Raw genomic sequence first — 17,856 nt, forward strand, 5'->3', positions numbered from 1 at the left:
TTTGAACTCTCTCAATTTAAAAACAAAACGGGTTTCAAAGCAGGTGGGTTAAACGCCTTCGACGGCCACCATGCGCATGATGGCTGCGCCTTCTCGGGCTTCGCGGGCTTTGAGGTATTCGGGCAGTTCGTAAAAGGCCTTGGCGGCCTCGAACGAGGGGAACTTCAAGACCACGATGCGCTCAGGGGCCCAGTCGCCTTCGAGCACTTGCACTTGGCCACCGCGCACGCAGACTTCGGCGCCTGCGGTTTTCATGGCGGCGGTAGACCACTTTTTGTACTCTTCGTATTGGGTCGGGTTGGTGACCTGAACGTGGGCAATGATATAGCCGCTCATGAAAAATCATCCTCTAAAAACGGGTTCTTTTTGGTGACGGAATCGAGTTGCACCAGCGTCTCGAGCAGAGCCTTCATCTTTCCCAGGGGCACGGCGTTGGGGCCGTCCGACCAGGCATCTGCCGGTTTGGGGTGGGTTTCCATGAAGAGACCGGCCACGCCTGCAGCCACACCTGCGCGGGCCAGCACCGGCACCATCTCGCGGGCGCCGCCGCTGCTGGTGCCTTGGCCGCCGGGTTTTTGCACCGAGTGGGTCACGTCAAACACCACGGGCGCGCCGGTTTTGCGCATCTCGGCCAGGCTGGTCATGTCGGCCACCAGGTTGTTGTAGCCAAAGCTCACGCCGCGCTCACAGGCCAAGAAGTTGTCTTCGGGCAAGCCGACTTCGCGCGCCGCGCTGCGGGCTTTGTCGATGACGTTTTTCATGTCCCAAGGGGCCAAGAATTGGCCCTTCTTGATGTTGACTGGCTTGCCCGATTGCGCCACAGCGCGGATGAAATCGGTCTGGCGGCACAAAAAGGCGGGGGTCTGCAGCACATCGACCACGCTGGCCACGGTCTTGACCTGAGACTCGTCGTGCACGTCGGTCAGGATCGGCACGCCGATCTGGCGGCGAACCTCGTCCAGGATTTTCAGACCCGCATCGATGCCCACGCCGCGCTGGGTGTTGCCAGATGAGCGGTTGGCTTTGTCGAACGAGCCTTTGTAAATGAGAGGGATGCCCAAGTCGGTGCAGGCCTCTTTGAGGCGACCGGCCACTTCGAGGGACATCTCCAGTCCTTCGATGGAGCAGGTGCCCGCAATCAAAAAGAAGGGTTGGTCCAGGCCAACGTCAAATCCGCACAGTTTCATGGAGGACCTCTATGGGGTTTCAGGCAGCGGCTTGGTGCTCAATCGCCGCCTTGACGAAGGCGTTGAACAAGGGGTGACCATCCCACGGCGTGGACTTGAATTCGGGGTGGAACTGCACGCCCACATACCAAGGGTGCACGGTTTGCGGGAGCTCCACGATTTCGGTCAGTTGCTCGCGTTGCGTCAGCGCCGAGATCACCAAGCCGGCTTTGCGCAGCTCGTCCAGGTAATTGACGTTGGCTTCATAGCGGTGGCGGTGGCGCTCGGTGACGATGTCGCCGTAGATCTGGTGAGCCAGTGTGCCCTGGGTCACGTCGGAGCTTTGTGCGCCCAGGCGCATGGTGCCGCCCAAGTCGGAGTTGGCGTCGCGTTTTTGGATGGAGCCGTCGGCGTCTTTCCACTCGTTGATCAGGGCGATCACGGGGAAGGGTGTCTCGGGCTCGAACTCGGTGCTGTTGGCGTCTTTCATGCCGGCCACATGGCGGGCATATTCGATCGTGGCCACTTGCATGCCCAAGCAGATGCCCAAATAAGGCACTTTGTGGGTACGGGCGAATTGCGCGGTTTCGATCTTGCCTTCGACGCCACGTTTGCCAAAGCCGCCGGGCACCAGCACGCCGTCGTAGTTGGCCAGACTGGCCACGGTCTCGGGGGTGATGGTTTCGGAGTCGATGTGCTCGATCTTGACGCGCACATGGTTGCGCATGCCCGCATGGCGAAGCGCTTCGTTGACCGATTTGTAGCTGTCAGACAACTCGACGTATTTGCCAACCATGGCAATGGTGACTTCGCCCTTGGGGTTGGCGGTTTCGTACACCAGATCGTCCCAGCGCTTGAGGTTGGCGGGTGGGGTGTTCAGGCGCAGTTTGTCGCAGATCAGGCCGTCTAGGCCCTGCTCGTGCAGCACGCGGGGCACTTTATAAATGGTGTCCACGTCCGGCATGGAGATCACGCCCCAGCCTTGGACGTTGGTGAACAGCGAAATTTTGTCGCGCTCATCGTCGGGGATGTAGCGGTCGGCGCGGCACAGCAGCGCGTCAGGCTGGATGCCGATTTCGCGCAGTTTTTGTACGGTGTGCTGGGTGGGTTTGGTTTTGAGTTCACCGGCCGTGGCGATCCAGGGCAGGTACGTCAGGTGCACAAAGGCGGTGTTGTTGGGCCCCAGGCGCAGGCTGAGCTGGCGCACGGCTTCCAAAAATGGCAGCGATTCGATGTCGCCCACGGTGCCGCCGATCTCGACGATGGCGACGTCGACCGCTTCGGGTGTGCCAAAACCGGCGCCGCGCTTGACGAAGTCTTGAATTTCATTGGTCACGTGCGGGATGACCTGCACGGTCTTGCCCAGATAGTCGCCACGGCGCTCTTTTTCGAGCACGCTTTTGTAAATTTGGCCCGTGGTGAAGTTGTTGGCCTTCTTCATCCGGGTGTTGATGAAGCGCTCGTAGTGGCCCAGATCGAGGTCGGTTTCTGCGCCGTCGTCGGTCACAAACACTTCGCCGTGCTGAATCGGCGACATGGTGCCGGGGTCCACGTTGAGGTAGGGGTCGAGCTTGATGAGGGTGACGGAGAGGCCGCGCGATTCAAGGAGGGCGGCGAGAGAGGCGGAGGCGATTCCCTTGCCCAGGGAAGACACCACACCGCCGGTGACGAAGACGAATTTGGTCATGTCCAAGACGGGAGCTGTGGCTCCCGGTAGGTGGAAATCGTGATTATAGACAGTCGGGTTCGGGGTTTTCCCGGTCTTCAGGTGTTTCTTGTTTGTTTCCTGGGCGCGGTGGTCGTTTGCCGCGCCGGTGCCAGGGCTGGCCGGTCGGGCTCATAACTCGCTTCGCTCGCCAAATCGCCCGATCCGGCCAGCCCTGGCACCGGCGCTGCGTGACTGGCGTTTGTCTTAGCTTTCGCTTCACTCTGCTACATTCCCCAGCCATGAGCACATTGGCTGGAAAACACATCGTTCTGGGCTTGTCGGGCGGCATTGCAGCCTTCAAGTCGGCTGAACTCTGCCGCGCCTTGGTCAAGGCGGGCGTCACCGTACAGGTGGTGATGACCGAGGCGGCCGAGCACTTCATGACGGCGTTGACCATGCAGGCCCTGTCGGGTCGGCCGGTTTACACCTCGCAGTGGGACCCGCGTGAAGCCAACAACATGGCGCACATCAACCTGAGCCGCGAGGCCGATGCGATCGTCGTGGCCCCGGCCAGTGCCGACTTCATGGCCAAGTTGCTGCACGGTGGTGCCGACGAACTGCTCAGCCTGATGTGCTTGGCTCGTCCCATCGACAAAGTGCCTTTGATCGTGGCCCCGGCCATGAACCGTGAGATGTGGAACAACCCGGCTACGCAACGCAACGTGGCCCAGCTCAAGGCCGATGGCATCCATGTGTTGGATGTGGGGCAGGGCGATCAGGCTTGCGGCGAGACGGGCGACGGGCGCATGCTCGAAGCCGAAGAAATTCTGGAAGACTTGGAAGCTTTTTTCAGCCCCAAGGTGCTGGCAGGCAAGGCTGTTTTGGTCACGGCCGGTCCCACTTATGAAGCGATTGACCCAGTGCGTGGCATCACAAACCTCTCGAGTGGGAAGATGGGTTTTGCGATTGCCCGTGCGGCCCGCATGGCGGGTGCGAGTGTCTCGCTGGTCGCGGGCCCCGTGCATTTGCCAACGCCGCGGGGTGTTCAGCGTGTGGACGTTCGCTCAGCTCGGCAGATGCTCGATGCCGTACAGCTGCAAGTGGGGGCGGCCGATGTGTTCATTGCCACGGCTGCTGTGGCCGATTGGCGACCTGCCAACTCGGCCGATCAAAAAATCAAAAAAGATGGTTCAGGTCAAACACCGCAGCTCAGTTTTTTGGAAAACCCGGACATCCTGGCCACTGTGGCGCAATCGCCCCGAGCGATTTCAGGCCAACTTTTTTGCGTAGGCTTTGCCGCCGAAAGCCATGACTTGCTGGCGCACGCCACGGCCAAGCGCCTGCGGAAAGGGGTGCCGCTACTGGTAGGCAACATAGGCCCGGCCACGTTCGGGCAAGACGACAACGCATTGCTTTTGGTGGATGCTGAGGGCGCTCGCGAGTTGCCTCATGCCAGCAAGCAGGCCTTGGCTGTGCAACTGATCGTCGACATCGCAGCCCGTTTAACCCGATAAGCCATGCTTGGGTTCAGCGTTCAGGAAACAGCCTGAAGACAACTCCAACACCTCACGAACTACGAGCAACCGCAAATGAACATCGACCTCAAAATCATCGACGCCCGCATGACAGATCATTTGCCTGCCTATGCCACGCCCGGCAGCGCAGGACTGGATTTGCGTGCCTGCCTGAACGAGCCTTTGACCCTGCAGCCCAACGCTTGGCAACTTGTTCCCACAGGCATTGCGGTGCACCTGAAAGACCCAGGCTACGCCGCCATGCTGCTGCCGCGCTCGGGTTTGGGCCATAAACATGGCATCGTGTTGGGCAATCTGGTGGGCTTGATTGACAGCGATTACCAGGGGCAGTTGATGGTCAGTGCTTGGAACCGCAGCGATGTGGCTTTCACCATCGAGCCGATGGAGCGCATCGCGCAAATGGTCATCGTGCCCGTGGTGCAGGCGACATTCAACGTGGTGTCTGAGTTTGATGCACCCAGCGAGCGTGGTGAGGGTGGTTACGGCTCGACCGGCAAAAAATAAGCGCCTCGGTGGGCGCTTTTCGTTGAGATCAGTGCAGTGTGGGCATCGTCAGGCTGCCCTCGTCGCCGACTTCGATTTTGAAAAAGCCCGTGCCGCAGCTGCCGCTGCCCACTTCGGCCTCAGTCGGCTCGCGTACCGATTCCACTTTCAGGTGCAAACGCAGCGCAATGCCCGACAGCGGGTGGTTACCGTCCAGCACCACGTGCTCGGGGTAAATTTCGGTCACGGTGTAGAGCACGTTGCGCGGTGCGTCGGGGTGGCAGCCCTCGGGCAGGGCCGTGCCTTCGATCGTGAGGCCCGGCTCTAGCCCCTCAGGAAAGAGGGCCAGGGGTTCCAGAAACAACAGGTTCTCGTCAAAGTCGCCAAAGGCGTCTTCGGGCTCCAGGTGCAGGTCGACCTTGGCGCCTTTTTCGTGGCCTTGCAAGGCTTCCTCGATCTTGGGCAGCAGGTCTTGGCCGCCAATGAAGAATTCAACAGGCTCGTCCAGGGTGTCCAGAACTTCGCCCAGCGTGTCTTTGAGTGTCCAGGTCAGTGCGACCACAGAAGGTGTCTTGATTTCCATAGGACAATTGTCGCAGTTTGGCGGCCGATTTTTGGCCGCCTTGTCTTTGCGCGCAGGTCTTTGGGTCTGTGCAACCGGATGACCCCCATGAACACAGAACAACCCTTGGCCCTGCTCGGCGGCCTGACGCCCAGCCAATTCATGAAACGCCATTGGCAAAAGAAGCCCTTGCTGGTGCGCAACGCCATCCCGGGCTTTGTGCCCTGTGTGGGCCGTGCCGACTTGGTGACCTTGGCGGGGCAGGAGGGCGTGGAGTCGCGTTTGATTGTGGATTCACCCAAGGGCTGGAAGATGAAGCACGGCCCGTTCCCGAAGCGCAGTCTGCCGCCGTTTAGCCAGAAAAAATGGACCTTTTTGGTGCAAGGCGTCGACTTGCACCACGACGGCGTGCATGCGCTGATGCAGCAGTTCCGATTTGTGCCCGATGCCCGGCTGGACGATGTGATGATCAGCTACGCCACCGATGGCGGCGGTGTGGGGCCGCACTTTGACAGCTACGACGTGTTTTTGTTGCAGGCCCATGGGCAGCGCCGCTGGCGCATCGGCCGCAACAAAGATCTGAGCCTGCAGCCAGGCGTGCCACTCAAAATTTTGCAAAATTTTGAAGCCGAAGAAGAGTTTTTGCTCAACCCCGGCGACATGCTGTACCTGCCCCCGAAATACGCCCACGACGGCGTGGCCGAGGGCGAGTGCATGACCTGGTCCATGGGCTTTCGGGCACCCCAAGAGGGTGAGTTGGCCCGCGAGCTTTTGATGGGTTTGGCCGATGAGGCTTTTGACGGTGTGGGTGATGCGCTTTACCGTGATCCGAAACAACCGGCAGTGGCCTCTCCTGCCGCTATTCCACCGTCTTTGGCTGGCTTCGCACGGCAAGTGGTTGATAAAGCACTGAAAAACCCTCAGTTGCTCGACAGCTTGCTGGGGGAGTACCTGACCGAGCCGAAGGCCCATGTTTGGTTCGATGGCACACCCGGCGAGTTGGATGTGTCAGCAGGCGTGCAACTCGATCGGCGCACCAAAATGATGTACGACGCGCAGCATATTTTTATCAACGGGGAAAGCTTCAAGGTCGCAGGGCGCGATGCCGTTGTTTTGCGTCAATTGGCGGATGATCGCGTCATGATCGGGAAAAAAGCAAAAACTTTAAGTGCAGATGCCAAGGATGCGTTGGCCGATTGGGCCGCTGCGGGATGGCTGCAGGCCTTGTGATCGCTTGTGTTGGGCACGTCTTTTTGCACCATTTACAGGCAAGGCCAGGGCCGGCTGGCCTGTGTCCGATTAGGGAAAACGCTATAATGAGTGACTGAGTACAAAAGAGCTCGAGTGCTTTTGACTCAGTTTCGGCAGCTGTCATGGTTGTCGAAGCAATTTCCGGAAATTGTTTTCTCATTCATAAATTAGGAAAATCAAAATGAACAAATCCCTCGTTCTGGCAACCATCATCGCTGCAGCTGCTTTGTCCGCTTGCGGCAAAAAAGAAGAAGTCGCTGCTCCTGCTCCTGCTCCAGCAGCAGCACCTGCTGCCGTGGAAGCTTCGGCTCCTGCTGCTGCGGAAGCCTCGGCTCCTGCCGCTGACGCTTCGGCTCCTGCTGCTGACGCATCTGCTGCCAAGTGATGGTCTTCATCCGGTGAAAACCGGATGGGTCATGAAAAAACCCCGCTGAGCGGGGTTTTTTTTCGTCTAGCGCTTTGGGTGTCAGCGCAACTCGGTTGCAATCAACTTCAAAATCCGCTCGGCATCCTGGGCCGATGGCTCGGGTTGACCGCTGGCCGCGAGCACGCGCAGCGTGCTTTGGTTTTCGCCTGACGGTGTGAGCTTGATCTGGTATTTGGTGAGCGTCGATGGGGTGTCTTTCTTGCTGCTGAACAGACGCCCGAGGAATCCCGTGGGTTCGCCGGTGGTGCCTGCAGCCACATAGCGCACAAAGTACACGCCTGCGGAGCGGTCGCGGTCTTCCACCGTGAAGCCGCTGCGGTCCAAAGCAACACCTGTGCGGCGCCATGCACGGTCCATGCTGTCTTGCAGCACGATGACGGCTTGGCCATTGAGGTTGGTGACTTGGCTGCCGGTGGTCGCTGCGGTTGGCGCCGCATTGGCGGTTTTGGCCGCTTCTGGCGAGGTGCCCAACTTGACCATCAAGCGGCGAAGGAATTCGATTTCCAATTCAGGGTCGCTTGGGCGGGGCTGCCAGATGATGCGCTCCTTTTGAGCGTCCGCGTAATTTTCAACCATGCCACGGTGGGTGATGTAAATCTCGACCCCGCCTTGGGCATTGCGCTCGACACGGGTTCTGAACTTGTCACGCTCTCCTGTGGAGTACAACGAGTCCAGCACTTTGCCCAGTGTTTTGCGAATGAGGTCTTGGGGCAGTTTGGCCCTGTTTTCTGCCCATTCGGTTTCCATGATGCCGACATCGGGGGCATCGGTGACCAGCACAAAACCATTGCTGGTCCAGAACTCGCGCAGGGGCTCCCAGACTTTGTCGGCGGGCATGCTGGCCACCAGCCAGCGTTGGTTGCCTTGGCGCTCCATCCTGACCTGTCCCAATTCGTTGGACGCTGTGCCTGCACCGGCCACGCGAGTGCCCGCATTTTGAAAGCCTGAAGCCGTGGCCGAAGTGCTTTCGAGGGCGTAACGCGATTCCTTGCGCAACTGCGTCAGGTCCGGAGGCACTTCGAGTGTGGGTGCTTTGACCGCGCTTTTGTAGTCGATCTTGTCTTCCTGCATCAGCGAGCAGCCGCTGAGCAAACTGGCTAAGGCCAGCACTGTGGCGGTGTGCTTGAAAGGAGCAGAGGACATGGCGTTGAAAAACAGAGGGTTCACAAAATTCCTTGGGTTGTCCATCAAATCAGGCCGCTGGCCTTCAAGGCCGCTTCGACCACGGGTTGCTGTGAGGGGGACAGTTCGGTCATGGGCAAACGCAGGGTGGGGCCGCACAGACCCATGCGCTGCATGGCCCATTTGACGGGGATGGGGTTGGCTTCCACAAACAGGTTTTTGTGCACGGGCAACATTTTGAATTGGATGCGCATGGCTTCTTGAACGTCGCCACGCAGCGCGGCCATGCACAGCTCGTGCATCTGGCGGGGTGCCACGTTGGCGGTCACACTGATGTTGCCGGCGCCGCCGCACAACATCAGGGCTACGGCAGTGGCGTCATCGCCTGAGAAGACGGCGAAATCTGGGGGCACTTCCCGGATCAGCCATTGCGCGCGCTCAATGTTGCTGGTGGCTTCCTTGATGCCGATGATGCCCGGCACCTGGGCCAGGCGCAGAACGGTCTCGTGCTGGAGATCGGCCACGGTGCGGCCTGGCACGTTGTAGAGAATCACGGGCAGCGACGGCACCGCCTCGGCAATGGCTTTGAAGTGCTGGTACAGGCCTTCTTGGGTGGGCTTGTTGTAGTAGGGCACCACCTGCAGCTGGGCATCGGCACCAACTTGATGTGCAAATTTGGCCAGATTGATCGCTTCGGCGGTGGAGTTGGCGCCACAGCCGGCAATGATGGGGATGCGTTTGGCCGCTTGCTCGACCGAGACGCGGATGATTTCGCAGTGCTCGTCCACGGTCACCGTGGGGGATTCTCCCGAAGTGCCCACCACCACGATGGCATCAGTGCCTTCGGCCACATGCCAGTCGATCAGTTTTCGCAAAGTGGGGTAATCGACTTTGCCGTCTGCGAGCATGGGGGTGATCAAGGCAGGGATGCTGCCACGGATGGGGCGAAATTCGGTGGTCATGTCAGGGGTTTCTGAGCAGGAAAAAGAACCATTCTAACGAGTGCAAGTGATGGGGCGTTTGGTGTGCCCTTGGCCGGGGCCAAGCCATGCAAACTCACCAGGCTGACGAGTTTTCAGGCGGCTTGCAAGGGCCAGCGCTCGATGGCCCCGGATGAACCGGCACGCACCGCGGCGATGCGCTGCACAAAACGCTCAGGCGAGGCTTCAAAACCGTCTTCGTAGGCCACTGTGCGCAGGCCTTGGGTGGCCTGGAGCAGCTCGCCAGCTTGCAGTAAAAAATCAGGCCGCGATGGTTTACCCACGCTTTCATTGCCCATGGCAAAGGTTTCGTAGATCAGCACACCCCCTGGGGCCACACTCGCCACCAGGGTGGGGAGCAGGGGACGCCAGAGGTAATTTGTGACCACCACGCCAGCGAATGTTTGACCGGCAAAGGGCCAAGGACCGTTTTCGATGTCGGCGCAAATGACCTCGCCACTGGCTTGGGCCATGGCCACGGCTTCGGGATTGCGGTCCACGCCGGTGACACGGTGTCCCAGCGCGGCCAAATAACGCAGGTGGCGACCTGCGCCGCAGGCCACATCGAGCACGGTGCTGTTCGGGGCGATCAAGTGGGCCCAGCGTTGGACCCAGGCAGAGGGGTTTTCAGTTCCGTGCATGTTCAGTCAGGTTGAAGTTAAAAACACGACCACAGCTGGTCGGCCAGCATCAGCACCACATCCGGTTGTGCATACAGCCCGAACGTGATGGCCAATGTGATGGCTGCCAGCAGCCAAAGGGTGCTGCGGGTGTTCATGCAGTTCGGGGCGATGGACGCAGGATGGGGCTCTCACGCACGGGCAGGTTCACCAGAGCTGCCAATACACCCAGTGCAATGGCCAGGTACCAAACGATGTCGTAGCTGCCGGTCTTGTCGTACAAATAGCCGCCCAGCCACACCCCCATGAAGGAGCCAATCTGGTGGCCGAAAAAGATGAAGCCGCTGAGCATGGACAAATGCGCGACGCCAAAAATATGCGCCACCGCCGCATTGGTGGGCGGCACGGTGGACAACCACAGCAAACCCATCACGGCCGAGAAGATGTAAACGCTGGTGGGCGACAATGGCACCAGCAGGAACAGCGTGATCGCCACCGAGCGCGAGATGTAAATGGTGGCCAGGATGTGCTTTTTGGGGATTTGTGGGCCCATGGTGCCCGCAATGTAGGTGCCCACCACGTTGAACAAGCCAATCAGGGCCAGCGCGTAACTGGCCACTTGCGGGGCCATGCCCTGGTCTTTCAGGTAACTGGGCATGTGCACACCGATGAACACCACCTGGAAGCCGCAAACAAAATAACCTGCCATCAGCAGCTGAAAGCTCGGGTATTTGAAGGCTTCTTGCAACGACTGGAGGATGGTTTGTTCGCGTTTGATCTGGCCCGGCGCGTGCAAAGCCGGCTCGCGCAGCCCCCAAGCCATAGGAATGATGAGCACGGTCGCGGCGGCCAAAATCATCAGGGCGTTTTGCCAACCCGCTTGGCTGATCAGCATGCCTTCCACCGGCACCATCAAAAATTGTCCGAAGCTGCCGGCAGCTGCCGCAATGCCCATGGCCCAAGAACGGCGCTCGGCGGGCACGTTGCGCCCGATCACGCCATAAATCACGGCGTAGGTGGTGCCTGCCTGCGCCGTGCCGATGATGACGCCCGTGAACAGCGCAAACATCCAGGGCGTTTGGGCCTGGGCCATGCCCACCAGCCCCAGGCCGTAAAGCAAAGCCCCGGTCGTGATGACGCGGAAGGCGCCAAACTTGTCGGCCAGCATGCCCGCAAAAATGCCCATGAAGCCCCAGGCCAGGTTTTGGAGGGCCATGGCGAAGCCGAATTCTTGGCGGCCCCATCCCTGTGCTTGGGTGATGGGTTGCAGCCACAGGCCAAAGCCGTGGCGAATGCCCATGGACAGCGTGACGATGGCCGCGCCGCAAATCAGCACCTGGGTCAGGGAAAGGGGTTTGTGTTGCATCCCCTGACTTTAACCAATGTGATGCGGCCGCATCGTCGCTCAGTTGCCTGCGGCCCATCCAGTCGCCAAGCACTGTTTTTGCATCCAGTGCTGGGCGTGAAATCCCACTACAATCCGCGACCATGGCCACCCAATCAACTGTCAAAACCTCCAACGAGTACTCTGAAGGCTCGATCCGCGTCTTGAAGGGCCTCGAGCCCGTCAAACAACGTCCGGGCATGTACACCCGCACCGACAACCCCCTGCACATCATCCAAGAGGTGCTGGACAACGCCGCCGACGAGGCACTGGCGGGGTACGGCAAAAAGATCAAAGTCATCCTGCACTTGGATGGATCGGTCAGCATCGAAGACGATGGTCGGGGCATTCCCTTTGGCCTGCACCCTGAAGAAAACGCGCCGGTGATCGAGTTGGTCTTCACCCGCTTGCACGCAGGCGGTAAGTTCGACAAGGGCAAGGGCGGGGCCTACAGCTTCTCGGGCGGCCTGCACGGCGTGGGCGTGAGCGTGACCAATGCGCTGTCCAAGCGCTTGGAGGCCACCAGCTACCGCGAGGGTCAAGTGGCGACACTGGTGTTCTCTGGCGGCGACGTGACCGAGTCGCTGGTCAAACGCGCATCTGGCGAGGGTGACCGAAAACAAGGCACGACCGTCCGCGCCTGGCCTGACGCCAAATATTTCGAATCCAGCGCCTTGCCCATGAACGAGCTGACGCACCTGCTGCGCAGCAAAGCCGTGCTCATGCCGGGCGTGACTGTGACCTTGGTGAATGAAAAAACCAAGGAAACCCAGCAGTGGCAATACAAAGCCGGTCTGCGTGACTATTTGACGCAAACGCTCAACGGCGACCCGGTGATTCCGTTGTTTGAAGGCGAAGGCTTTGCCGATGGCAACAGCGAGAGCTTTGCCGAAGGCGAGGGCGCCTCGTGGGCCGTGGCCTTCACCGAAGACGGCGCGCCGGTGCGCGAAAGCTACGTGAACCTGATCCCCACCAGCGCAGGCGGCACGCACGACAGCGGCTTGCGCGACGGCCTGTTCACCGCCGTCAAGAGCTTCATCGAGCTGCACGGCCTGCTGCCCAAGGGCGTCAAGCTGATGCCCGAAGACGTGTTTGCCCGCGCCAGCTATGTGCTGAGCGCCAAGGTGCTGGACCCGCAATTCCAGGGCCAGATCAAGGAACGGCTGAACTCGCGTGACGCAGTGCGCTTGGTCTCCAGCTTCGTGCGCCCGGCCTTGGAGTTGTGGCTCAACGAGCATGTGGACTACGGCAAAAAATTGGCCGAACTCGCCATCAAAGCCGCACAAACCCGCCAGAAAGCGGGCCAGAAGGTCGAAAAGCGCAAGAGCTCTGGTGTGGCCGTGCTCCCAGGCAAACTGACCGATTGCGAGAGCAAAGACATCCTGCACAACGAGGTGTTTTTGGTCGAGGGTGACTCGGCGGGTGGCAGCGCCAAAATGGGCCGCAACAAAGAAAGCCAGGCCATCTTGCCCCTGCGCGGCAAGGTGCTCAACACCTGGGAAGTCGACCGCGACCGCTTGTTTGCCAACAACGAAATCCACGACATCTCGGTGGCCATTGGCGTGGACCCGCACGGGCCCAACGACAACCCCGACATGAGCAACCTGCGCTACGGCAAGGTCTGCATCTTGTCGGATGCGGACGTGGACGGCTCGCACATCCAGGTGCTATTGCTCACTTTGTTCTTCCGCCACTTCCCCAAGTTGATTGAGGCGGGTCACCTGTATGTGGCGCGTCCGCCGCTGTTCAGGGTCGATGCGCCTGCGCGGGGCAAAAAGCCCGCCTCCAAAGCCTATGCGCTGGACGAGGGCGAGCTGACCGCCATCATCGACAAGCTGCGCAAAGACGGCGTGAAAGAAGGCGGCTGGAGCATCAGCCGCTTCAAGGGCCTGGGCGAGATGAGCGCCGAGCAGCTGTGGGACACCACGCTCAACCCCGACACCCGCCGCCTCTTGCCCATCGAGCTGGGCCCACTCGACAATGCCGGCACCGAAAACCTGATGACCCAGCTCATGGGCAAAGGCGAAGCCGCCGCCCGCCGCGAGCTGATGGAGCTGCACGGCGACAGCATCGAAATTGACGTGTGATGTCTGTCATCACCATCCCCACTGTCCCCGTCATCGCGAGGCACCAAGCGATCCATGGATTGCCACGCTGCGCTCGCAATGACGGGAGGGTGCCGCGCTTCGCTCGCAATGACGAGAGATTACCGGGCTGCGCTCGCAATGACTTAGGAGTGCCACGCTACGCTCGCAATGACGATGGATTGCCGCGCTACGCTCGCAATGACGTGAGAGTGCCGCGCTGCGCTCGCAAGGGCACTGAAAAGTCATTGCCCTCTGTTCCCGTCATCGCGAGGCACGAAGCGATCCATGGATTGCCACGCTACGCTCGCAATGACCTGAGATTGCCGCGCTACGCTCGCAATGACCGGAGATTACCGCGCTTCGCTCGCAATGACGAGAGATTGCCGCGCTGCGCTCGCATGGAGGAATGGACTGTCCAGTTTGACAGTTGGCGGTATGCGGTGGAGAGCAAATCAATGCCCATCTCAATTCCCGCCAATCCCTAACGCACAACCTACCCAACGTAGAAAAAATGACCGATTTGCTGACCCCTGAAGCTTCACAGCAACCTGCCGCGCCTGAAGGCGACCACTTGGGCGCCTACGCGCAGCGGGCCTATCTGGAATACGCGCTGTCCGTTGTCAAAGGCCGTGCATTGCCCGATGTTTGCGATGGCCAAAAGCCGGTGCAGCGGCGCATTTTGTATTCGATGGACCGCATGGGCCTGAGCTACAGCGGCCCGAACAACAACACCGCCGCCAAACCCGTCAAAAGCGCCCGCGTGGTGGGTGATGTGCTGGGCCGCTACCACCCGCACGGTGACACGGCCGCCTATGACGCGCTGGTGCGCATGGCGCAAGACTTTTCGCAGCGCTACCCGCTGATCGACGGGCAGGGTAACTTTGGCTCGCGTGATGGCGACGGCGCCGCTGCCATGCGTTACACCGAAGCGCGCTTGTCGCGCATCACCAGCTTGCTGCTCGACGAGATCGACATGGGCACGGTGGACTTCATCCCCAACTACGACGGCTCGACTGAGGAGCCGCGCCAGCTGCCCGCCCGCTTGCCGTTCAGCTTGCTCAATGGCGCGAGCGGCATTGCCGTGGGCCTGGCTACCGAGATTCCCAGCCACAACCTGCGCGAAGTCGCTGATGCTTGTGTCGCTTTGATCCGCAACGACAAGCTGAGCGACAGCGAGTTGATGGCCATCATCCCTGGCCCTGACTACCCCGGTGGCGGCCAGATCATCAGCCCGGCCAGCGACATTGCCGACGCTTACCGCACCGGTCGTGGCAGCCTCAAGGTGCGCGCCCGCTGGAAGATCGAAGAACTGGCCCGAGGCCAGTGGCAACTGGTGGTGACCGAACTGCCGCAAGGCGTGAGCTCGCAGCGCGTGCTCGAAGAGATTGAAGAACTGACCAACCCCAAGGTCAAGGCCGGTAAAAAAGCGCTCAGCACCGACCAGTTGCAACTCAAGGCCAGCATGCTGGCCGTGCTGGACGTGGTGCGTGACGAATCGAGCAAAGACGCCGCCGTTCGCCTGGTGTTCGAGCCTAAGACCAGCCGCATCGAACAGCAAGAACTCATCACGGCCTTGCTGGCGCACACCAGCTTGGAAACATCTGCGCCGATCAACATGACTTCGGTCGGCATCGACGGCAAGCCGATTCAAAAGTCACTGCGCCAGATGTTGGTGGAGTGGATCAGCTTCCGCCAGACCACCATCACGCGCCGCAGCCAGCACCGCTTGAACAAGGTGCTGGACCGCATCCATATTCTGGAAGGCCGTCAGTTGGTGTTGCTCAACATCGACGAGGTGATCCGCATCATCCGCCACAGCGACGAGCCCAAGCCTGCGCTGATCGAAGCATTCAAGCTCAGCGACCGCCAAGCCGAAGACATTCTGGAGATTCGCCTGCGCCAACTGGCCCGGCTCGAAGCCATCAAGATCGAGCAGGAGTTGTCTGAGCTGCGTGAAGAGCAGGGCAAGCTCGAAGAGATTTTAGGCAGCCCCGCTGCGCTGCGCCGCTTGATGATCAAGGAGATCGAAGCGGACGCCAAGACCTTTGCCGACCCGCGCCGCACGCTGATCCAGGAAGAGAAAAAGGCCGTGGCCGAGGTCAAGGTGGTGGACGAACCGGTGACGGTGGTCGTGTCGGAAAAAGGCTGGGTGCGTGCCCGCACCGGCCACGGCCATGACGCCACCAGCTTCGCTTTCAAGGCGGGCGACGGCCTGTATGGCACCTTTGAATGCCGCACGGTGGATCAGCTCATCATCTTTGGCAGCAACGGCCGCATCTACAGCGTGCCCGTGGCCACACTGCCCGGCGCACGCGGCGACGGCCAGCCGGTCACCACGCTGATCGAGTTGGAGCCCACCACACAAATTGCGCATTACTTTGCCGGCCCGGCGCACGCCACGCTGCTGCTCAGCGGCTCGGGTGGCTACGGATTCATGGCCTCGGTCGAGAACATGATTTCGCGCAACAAAGCGGGCAAGGCCTTCATCAGCCTGGGCGAGGGCGAAACCGTGTGCGTGCCCAGCCATGTGAGTGGCTCCAGTGCCACCGTGCCTGCCGACAAACAGCCCATCCCCGCGGCCACCAGCGTCTGCTGCGCCAGCACGGGCGGTCGTGTGCTGACCTTTGAGATCAGCGAGCTCAAGACCATGGAAAAAGGCGGCCGAGGCCTGATGCTCATCGACTTGGAAGCCAAAGACACCCTGGCGGGCGCGGCGGCCTACACCCGCAGCATCAAGATCGAAGGCATTGGCCGTGGCGGCAAAGAGCGCGAAGAAACGCTGGAAATCCGCAGCCTGAACAACGCCAAAACAGCGCGTGCCAAGAAGGGCAAAGTGGCGGACTTGGGCTTCAAGCCGAACCGGGTGACGCGGGTGGAGTGAGGGTTTGACGTAGAGCCCACTTGCTGCCCATTTTTTAAGCACGCCCCGCCAGCCCAAGCGGGGCGTTGTTTTTGGGGCTTGTCCCTGTACTTGTCCACAGCTTTGGGCACGGGGTTTGGGGACAGTTTGTGCGGTGTGAGTCTCAGTACACCGCGTCGTGGTCGCCCACATTGATCGGGATGATTTGCTGGTCTTGAATCAGCAGCTCCATGGTGATCCGGTAAGACAGGTTGATCGACACCGAATGCATGCCTGCCAGTCGGCCGGACAGGGCGTGAAGGCGCAGTGATGGGTGGTGCGGGTTCAGTTCCAGCAGGGCCAATGTTTTGGCGTATTGGTTGCGAAGTTCAGGATGCCGTTTGATGAACCGCACAGCCCTGCGCATGTAGGCGTCGGTAAAGACCAGCGTGTAGGGCATGCCGTTTGAAAGGCTGGGACGCTCAGTGCGCGGTGTTGTTCAGCAGGGCATCGAGCCGGGCCATGTGGGCATCCGCGCTTTCTTGGATGGCGCGGCCAGCATCCAGGTCGGCACGGCTTTGGATCAGGGCTGCTTCCAGCTCACATTCGCGCAGGTAGTGGTATTGCGCCATGTCCATCACCACAAACCGGTCCTTGCCGCGCACCGAAATGGTGGCTTCGGTCTGCTCGGCCAGTGCCGATTCAATCGCAGCAATGCCACGTACTTTGAGGTCGTTGGCGGTCAGTTGGGGCATGGTTGATCAGGGTCAGAATCATTGATTGTGTGATTTTCAGTGCTGTTGATCGTATTGTCAATCGTGTTATTGGTGTTTGTGCTCATGAATTGAGCACGCCCCGCCAGCCCTTGCTGGCTGCGGCTTTGGCCGCTTATCCCTGCACTTGTCCACAGCTTTGGACACGGCCTGTGGGGACAGTTGGCGTGTAGCCATAGCTCGATGATCCCCATAGGGGGCCGCCATGAGCATCACCACCTTGTTCACCAACAACCGCACGCAAGCGATCCGTTTGACTGCGGCTTTGCGTTTGCCTGAGGATGTCAAGAAGGCGCAAGTGCATGCCCGGAGGGGCGATCGGATCATCTGGCCCGTAGGGAATTCGCAGGCCCCTTTCTACAAGCTGTCCGAGTTCGCCCGCGTGCCGGGCTGGATGGTGGAGAGCCGGGTGGGCTCATTGAATGGAGGCCCAACCTCCTAGAGTTTTTTCAGCCCTGCGCACCCAAGAGGTAATCGATCTTGCCCACCTCTACACCGTTGTGGCGCAGGATGGTGTAGGCCGTGGTGATGTGGAAGTACATGTTGGGCAGCATCCAGCCTGTCAGGTAGTCTTGCCCTTTGAGGGTGCGGGTTTTGCCCGGACCTGCGGGGAACGTGATGTCCTTGTCTTCGCTACCGTCCAGCGCCGTGGCGGGCACGGTGGCGATGAAGGCCAGGGTTTTCTGGATGCGCTCTTGCAGCTGGGCCAGGGTGGTTTCGGTGTCGTCAAACTTAGGCGCTTCGACGCCGCTCAAGCGCGCAACGCCGTTTTTCACGGCGTCGCAGGCGATCAGCACCTGGCGCGTGAAGGGGAACATGTCGGGGGCCAGGCGGTAGGTGGTGAGCGCCGTAGGGTCGATCTTTTTGGCCTCCACGAATTGCTCGGCTTTGCTCAGGATGTGGCTCAGGTTGTTGAGCATGCGGGTGCACACGGGCAGGCTGGCGCTGGACATGGAAAGGGTCATGAAAGTCTCCGGTT

The 17,856-nt window shown here is 60.3% G+C and carries 18 protein-coding genes; 7 read left to right on the forward strand and 11 right to left on the reverse strand.

The window, feature by feature from the left end; all coding sequences use genetic code 11:
* Nucleotides 1-48: 48 nt before the first annotated feature.
* The 3 genes from B9Z50_RS05690 to B9Z50_RS05700 are packed head-to-tail and all read right to left on the reverse strand — an operon-like array spanning nucleotide 49 to nucleotide 2,853.
* Nucleotides 49-336 carry a DUF1330 domain-containing protein gene (locus B9Z50_RS05690; RefSeq protein WP_108362725.1) on the reverse strand — a complete coding sequence of 96 codons (288 nt, stop codon included), beginning with the start codon at nucleotides 334-336 and terminating at the stop codon, nucleotides 49-51.
* Nucleotides 333-1,187, reverse strand: a complete 855-nt coding sequence (kdsA, locus tag B9Z50_RS05695) for a 3-deoxy-8-phosphooctulonate synthase (RefSeq protein ID WP_108362726.1) — start codon at nucleotides 1,185-1,187, stop codon at nucleotides 333-335. Before kdsA ends, B9Z50_RS05690 begins: the two co-directional genes overlap by 4 nt.
* A 19-nt stretch (nucleotides 1,188-1,206) precedes the next feature.
* Nucleotides 1,207-2,853 carry a CTP synthase gene (locus B9Z50_RS05700; RefSeq protein WP_108362727.1) on the reverse strand — a complete coding sequence of 549 codons (1,647 nt, stop codon included), beginning with the start codon at nucleotides 2,851-2,853 and terminating at the stop codon, nucleotides 1,207-1,209.
* A 260-nt stretch (nucleotides 2,854-3,113) separates the two neighbouring features.
* Here B9Z50_RS05700 and coaBC point away from each other — a divergent pair, with 260 nt between their 5' ends.
* Both coaBC and dut read left to right on the forward strand, forming a co-directional pair.
* Entirely contained in the window at nucleotides 3,114-4,328 is a 1,215-nt protein-coding gene (gene coaBC, locus B9Z50_RS05705; protein WP_108362728.1) for a bifunctional phosphopantothenoylcysteine decarboxylase/phosphopantothenate--cysteine ligase CoaBC, read from the forward strand.
* 75 nt (nucleotides 4,329-4,403) lie between these two features.
* Nucleotides 4,404-4,853: a dUTP diphosphatase gene (gene dut / locus B9Z50_RS05710; RefSeq protein ID WP_108362729.1), complete on the forward strand. Its 450-nt coding sequence runs from the start codon at nucleotides 4,404-4,406 to the stop codon at nucleotides 4,851-4,853.
* A gap of 28 nt (nucleotides 4,854-4,881) precedes the next feature.
* On the opposite strand, the gene B9Z50_RS05715 is transcribed toward dut, so the two are convergent.
* Complete coding sequence (locus B9Z50_RS05715) at nucleotides 4,882-5,415, reverse strand: peptidylprolyl isomerase (protein ID WP_108362730.1); 534 nt, start codon at nucleotides 5,413-5,415, stop codon at nucleotides 4,882-4,884.
* 87 nt (nucleotides 5,416-5,502) lie between these two features.
* Here B9Z50_RS05715 and B9Z50_RS05720 point away from each other — a divergent pair, with 87 nt between their 5' ends.
* Nucleotides 5,503-6,624, forward strand: coding sequence for a cupin domain-containing protein (locus tag B9Z50_RS05720; protein WP_108363585.1), 1,122 nt, complete (start codon nucleotides 5,503-5,505; stop codon nucleotides 6,622-6,624).
* A gap of 202 nt (nucleotides 6,625-6,826) precedes the next feature.
* A complete protein-coding gene (locus B9Z50_RS05725; protein ID WP_108362731.1) occupies nucleotides 6,827-7,030 on the forward strand; it encodes a hypothetical protein in 204 nt (67 codons plus the stop codon).
* Between the two features lie 81 nt (nucleotides 7,031-7,111).
* Here the strand turns inward: B9Z50_RS05725 and bamC are convergent, their stop codons facing one another.
* From bamC to B9Z50_RS05745, 4 genes are all read right to left on the reverse strand, one after another.
* Entirely contained in the window at nucleotides 7,112-8,215 is a 1,104-nt protein-coding gene (gene bamC / locus B9Z50_RS05730; protein ID WP_108363587.1) for an outer membrane protein assembly factor BamC, read from the reverse strand.
* A 44-nt stretch (nucleotides 8,216-8,259) separates the two neighbouring features.
* Entirely contained in the window at nucleotides 8,260-9,156 is an 897-nt protein-coding gene (gene dapA / locus B9Z50_RS05735; RefSeq protein WP_108362732.1) for a 4-hydroxy-tetrahydrodipicolinate synthase, read from the reverse strand.
* A 113-nt stretch (nucleotides 9,157-9,269) separates the two neighbouring features.
* The gene (locus B9Z50_RS05740; RefSeq protein WP_108362733.1) at nucleotides 9,270-9,815 is read right to left on the reverse strand and encodes a bifunctional 2-polyprenyl-6-hydroxyphenol methylase/3-demethylubiquinol 3-O-methyltransferase UbiG; all 546 of its coding nucleotides are present in this window, start codon (nucleotides 9,813-9,815) and stop codon (nucleotides 9,270-9,272) included.
* Nucleotides 9,816-9,948: 133 nt separating this feature from the next.
* Entirely contained in the window at nucleotides 9,949-11,160 is a 1,212-nt protein-coding gene (locus B9Z50_RS05745; RefSeq protein ID WP_108362734.1) for an MFS transporter, read from the reverse strand.
* A gap of 122 nt (nucleotides 11,161-11,282) precedes the next feature.
* Between B9Z50_RS05745 and B9Z50_RS05750 the strand changes: the two genes are divergently transcribed.
* Complete coding sequence (locus B9Z50_RS05750; RefSeq protein WP_108362735.1) at nucleotides 11,283-13,265, forward strand: DNA topoisomerase IV subunit B; 1,983 nt, start codon at nucleotides 11,283-11,285, stop codon at nucleotides 13,263-13,265.
* A 511-nt stretch (nucleotides 13,266-13,776) separates the two neighbouring features.
* Nucleotides 13,777-16,146, forward strand: coding sequence for a DNA topoisomerase IV subunit A (gene parC, locus B9Z50_RS05755; RefSeq protein WP_108362736.1), 2,370 nt, complete (start codon nucleotides 13,777-13,779; stop codon nucleotides 16,144-16,146).
* A 142-nt stretch (nucleotides 16,147-16,288) separates the two neighbouring features.
* Here the strand turns inward: parC and B9Z50_RS05760 are convergent, their stop codons facing one another.
* Nucleotides 16,289-16,564: a plasmid stabilization protein gene (locus B9Z50_RS05760; RefSeq protein ID WP_108362737.1), complete on the reverse strand. Its 276-nt coding sequence runs from the start codon at nucleotides 16,562-16,564 to the stop codon at nucleotides 16,289-16,291.
* 22 nt (nucleotides 16,565-16,586) lie between these two features.
* A complete protein-coding gene (locus B9Z50_RS05765; protein WP_108362738.1) occupies nucleotides 16,587-16,859 on the reverse strand; it encodes a prevent-host-death protein in 273 nt (90 codons plus the stop codon).
* Between the two features lie 223 nt (nucleotides 16,860-17,082).
* On the opposite strand from B9Z50_RS05765, the gene B9Z50_RS17740 reads away from it, so the two are divergent.
* Nucleotides 17,083-17,319, forward strand: a complete 237-nt coding sequence (locus B9Z50_RS17740; protein WP_199221675.1) for an AbrB/MazE/SpoVT family DNA-binding domain-containing protein — start codon at nucleotides 17,083-17,085, stop codon at nucleotides 17,317-17,319.
* Nucleotides 17,320-17,326: 7 nt separating this feature from the next.
* On the opposite strand, the gene B9Z50_RS05775 is transcribed toward B9Z50_RS17740, so the two are convergent.
* On the reverse strand, nucleotides 17,327-17,842 hold the full coding sequence (locus B9Z50_RS05775; protein ID WP_108362739.1) for a DUF1993 family protein: 516 nt from the start codon (nucleotides 17,840-17,842) through the stop codon (nucleotides 17,327-17,329).
* Between the last annotated feature and the right edge of the window lie 14 nt (nucleotides 17,843-17,856).

The organism is Limnohabitans sp. Bal53, from assembly GCF_003063355.1.
GTDB lineage: Bacteria > Pseudomonadota > Gammaproteobacteria > Burkholderiales > Burkholderiaceae_C > Limnohabitans_A.

Excerpts from the sequence above, each read along its gene's own strand:
- kdsA (WP_108362726.1), bottom strand. The coding sequence starts at position 1,187 with ATGAAACTGTGCGGATTTGACGTTGGCCTGGACCAACCCTTCTTTTTG.
- B9Z50_RS05715 (WP_108362730.1), bottom strand. The coding sequence starts at position 5,415 with ATGGAAATCAAGACACCTTCTGTGGTCGCACTGACCTGGACACTCAAA.
- dapA (WP_108362732.1), bottom strand. The coding sequence starts at position 9,156 with ATGACCACCGAATTTCGCCCCATCCGTGGCAGCATCCCTGCCTTGATC.
- B9Z50_RS05720 (WP_108363585.1), top strand. The coding sequence starts at position 5,503 with ATGAACACAGAACAACCCTTGGCCCTGCTCGGCGGCCTGACGCCCAGC.
- bamC (WP_108363587.1), bottom strand. The coding sequence starts at position 8,215 with ATGTCCTCTGCTCCTTTCAAGCACACCGCCACAGTGCTGGCCTTAGCC.
- parC (WP_108362736.1), top strand. The coding sequence starts at position 13,777 with ATGACCGATTTGCTGACCCCTGAAGCTTCACAGCAACCTGCCGCGCCT.
- B9Z50_RS05745 (WP_108362734.1), bottom strand. The coding sequence starts at position 11,160 with ATGCAACACAAACCCCTTTCCCTGACCCAGGTGCTGATTTGCGGCGCG.
- B9Z50_RS05765 (WP_108362738.1), bottom strand. The coding sequence starts at position 16,859 with ATGCCCCAACTGACCGCCAACGACCTCAAAGTACGTGGCATTGCTGCG.
- B9Z50_RS05775 (WP_108362739.1), bottom strand. The coding sequence starts at position 17,842 with ATGACCCTTTCCATGTCCAGCGCCAGCCTGCCCGTGTGCACCCGCATG.
- B9Z50_RS05760 (WP_108362737.1), bottom strand. The coding sequence starts at position 16,564 with ATGCCCTACACGCTGGTCTTTACCGACGCCTACATGCGCAGGGCTGTG.
- B9Z50_RS05750 (WP_108362735.1), top strand. The coding sequence starts at position 11,283 with ATGGCCACCCAATCAACTGTCAAAACCTCCAACGAGTACTCTGAAGGC.
- B9Z50_RS05740 (WP_108362733.1), bottom strand. The coding sequence starts at position 9,815 with ATGCACGGAACTGAAAACCCCTCTGCCTGGGTCCAACGCTGGGCCCAC.
- B9Z50_RS05690 (WP_108362725.1), bottom strand. The coding sequence starts at position 336 with ATGAGCGGCTATATCATTGCCCACGTTCAGGTCACCAACCCGACCCAA.
- dut (WP_108362729.1), top strand. The coding sequence starts at position 4,404 with ATGAACATCGACCTCAAAATCATCGACGCCCGCATGACAGATCATTTG.
- B9Z50_RS05700 (WP_108362727.1), bottom strand. The coding sequence starts at position 2,853 with ATGACCAAATTCGTCTTCGTCACCGGCGGTGTGGTGTCTTCCCTGGGC.
- B9Z50_RS17740 (WP_199221675.1), top strand. The coding sequence starts at position 17,083 with ATGAGCATCACCACCTTGTTCACCAACAACCGCACGCAAGCGATCCGT.
- coaBC (WP_108362728.1), top strand. The coding sequence starts at position 3,114 with ATGAGCACATTGGCTGGAAAACACATCGTTCTGGGCTTGTCGGGCGGC.
- B9Z50_RS05725 (WP_108362731.1), top strand. The coding sequence starts at position 6,827 with ATGAACAAATCCCTCGTTCTGGCAACCATCATCGCTGCAGCTGCTTTG.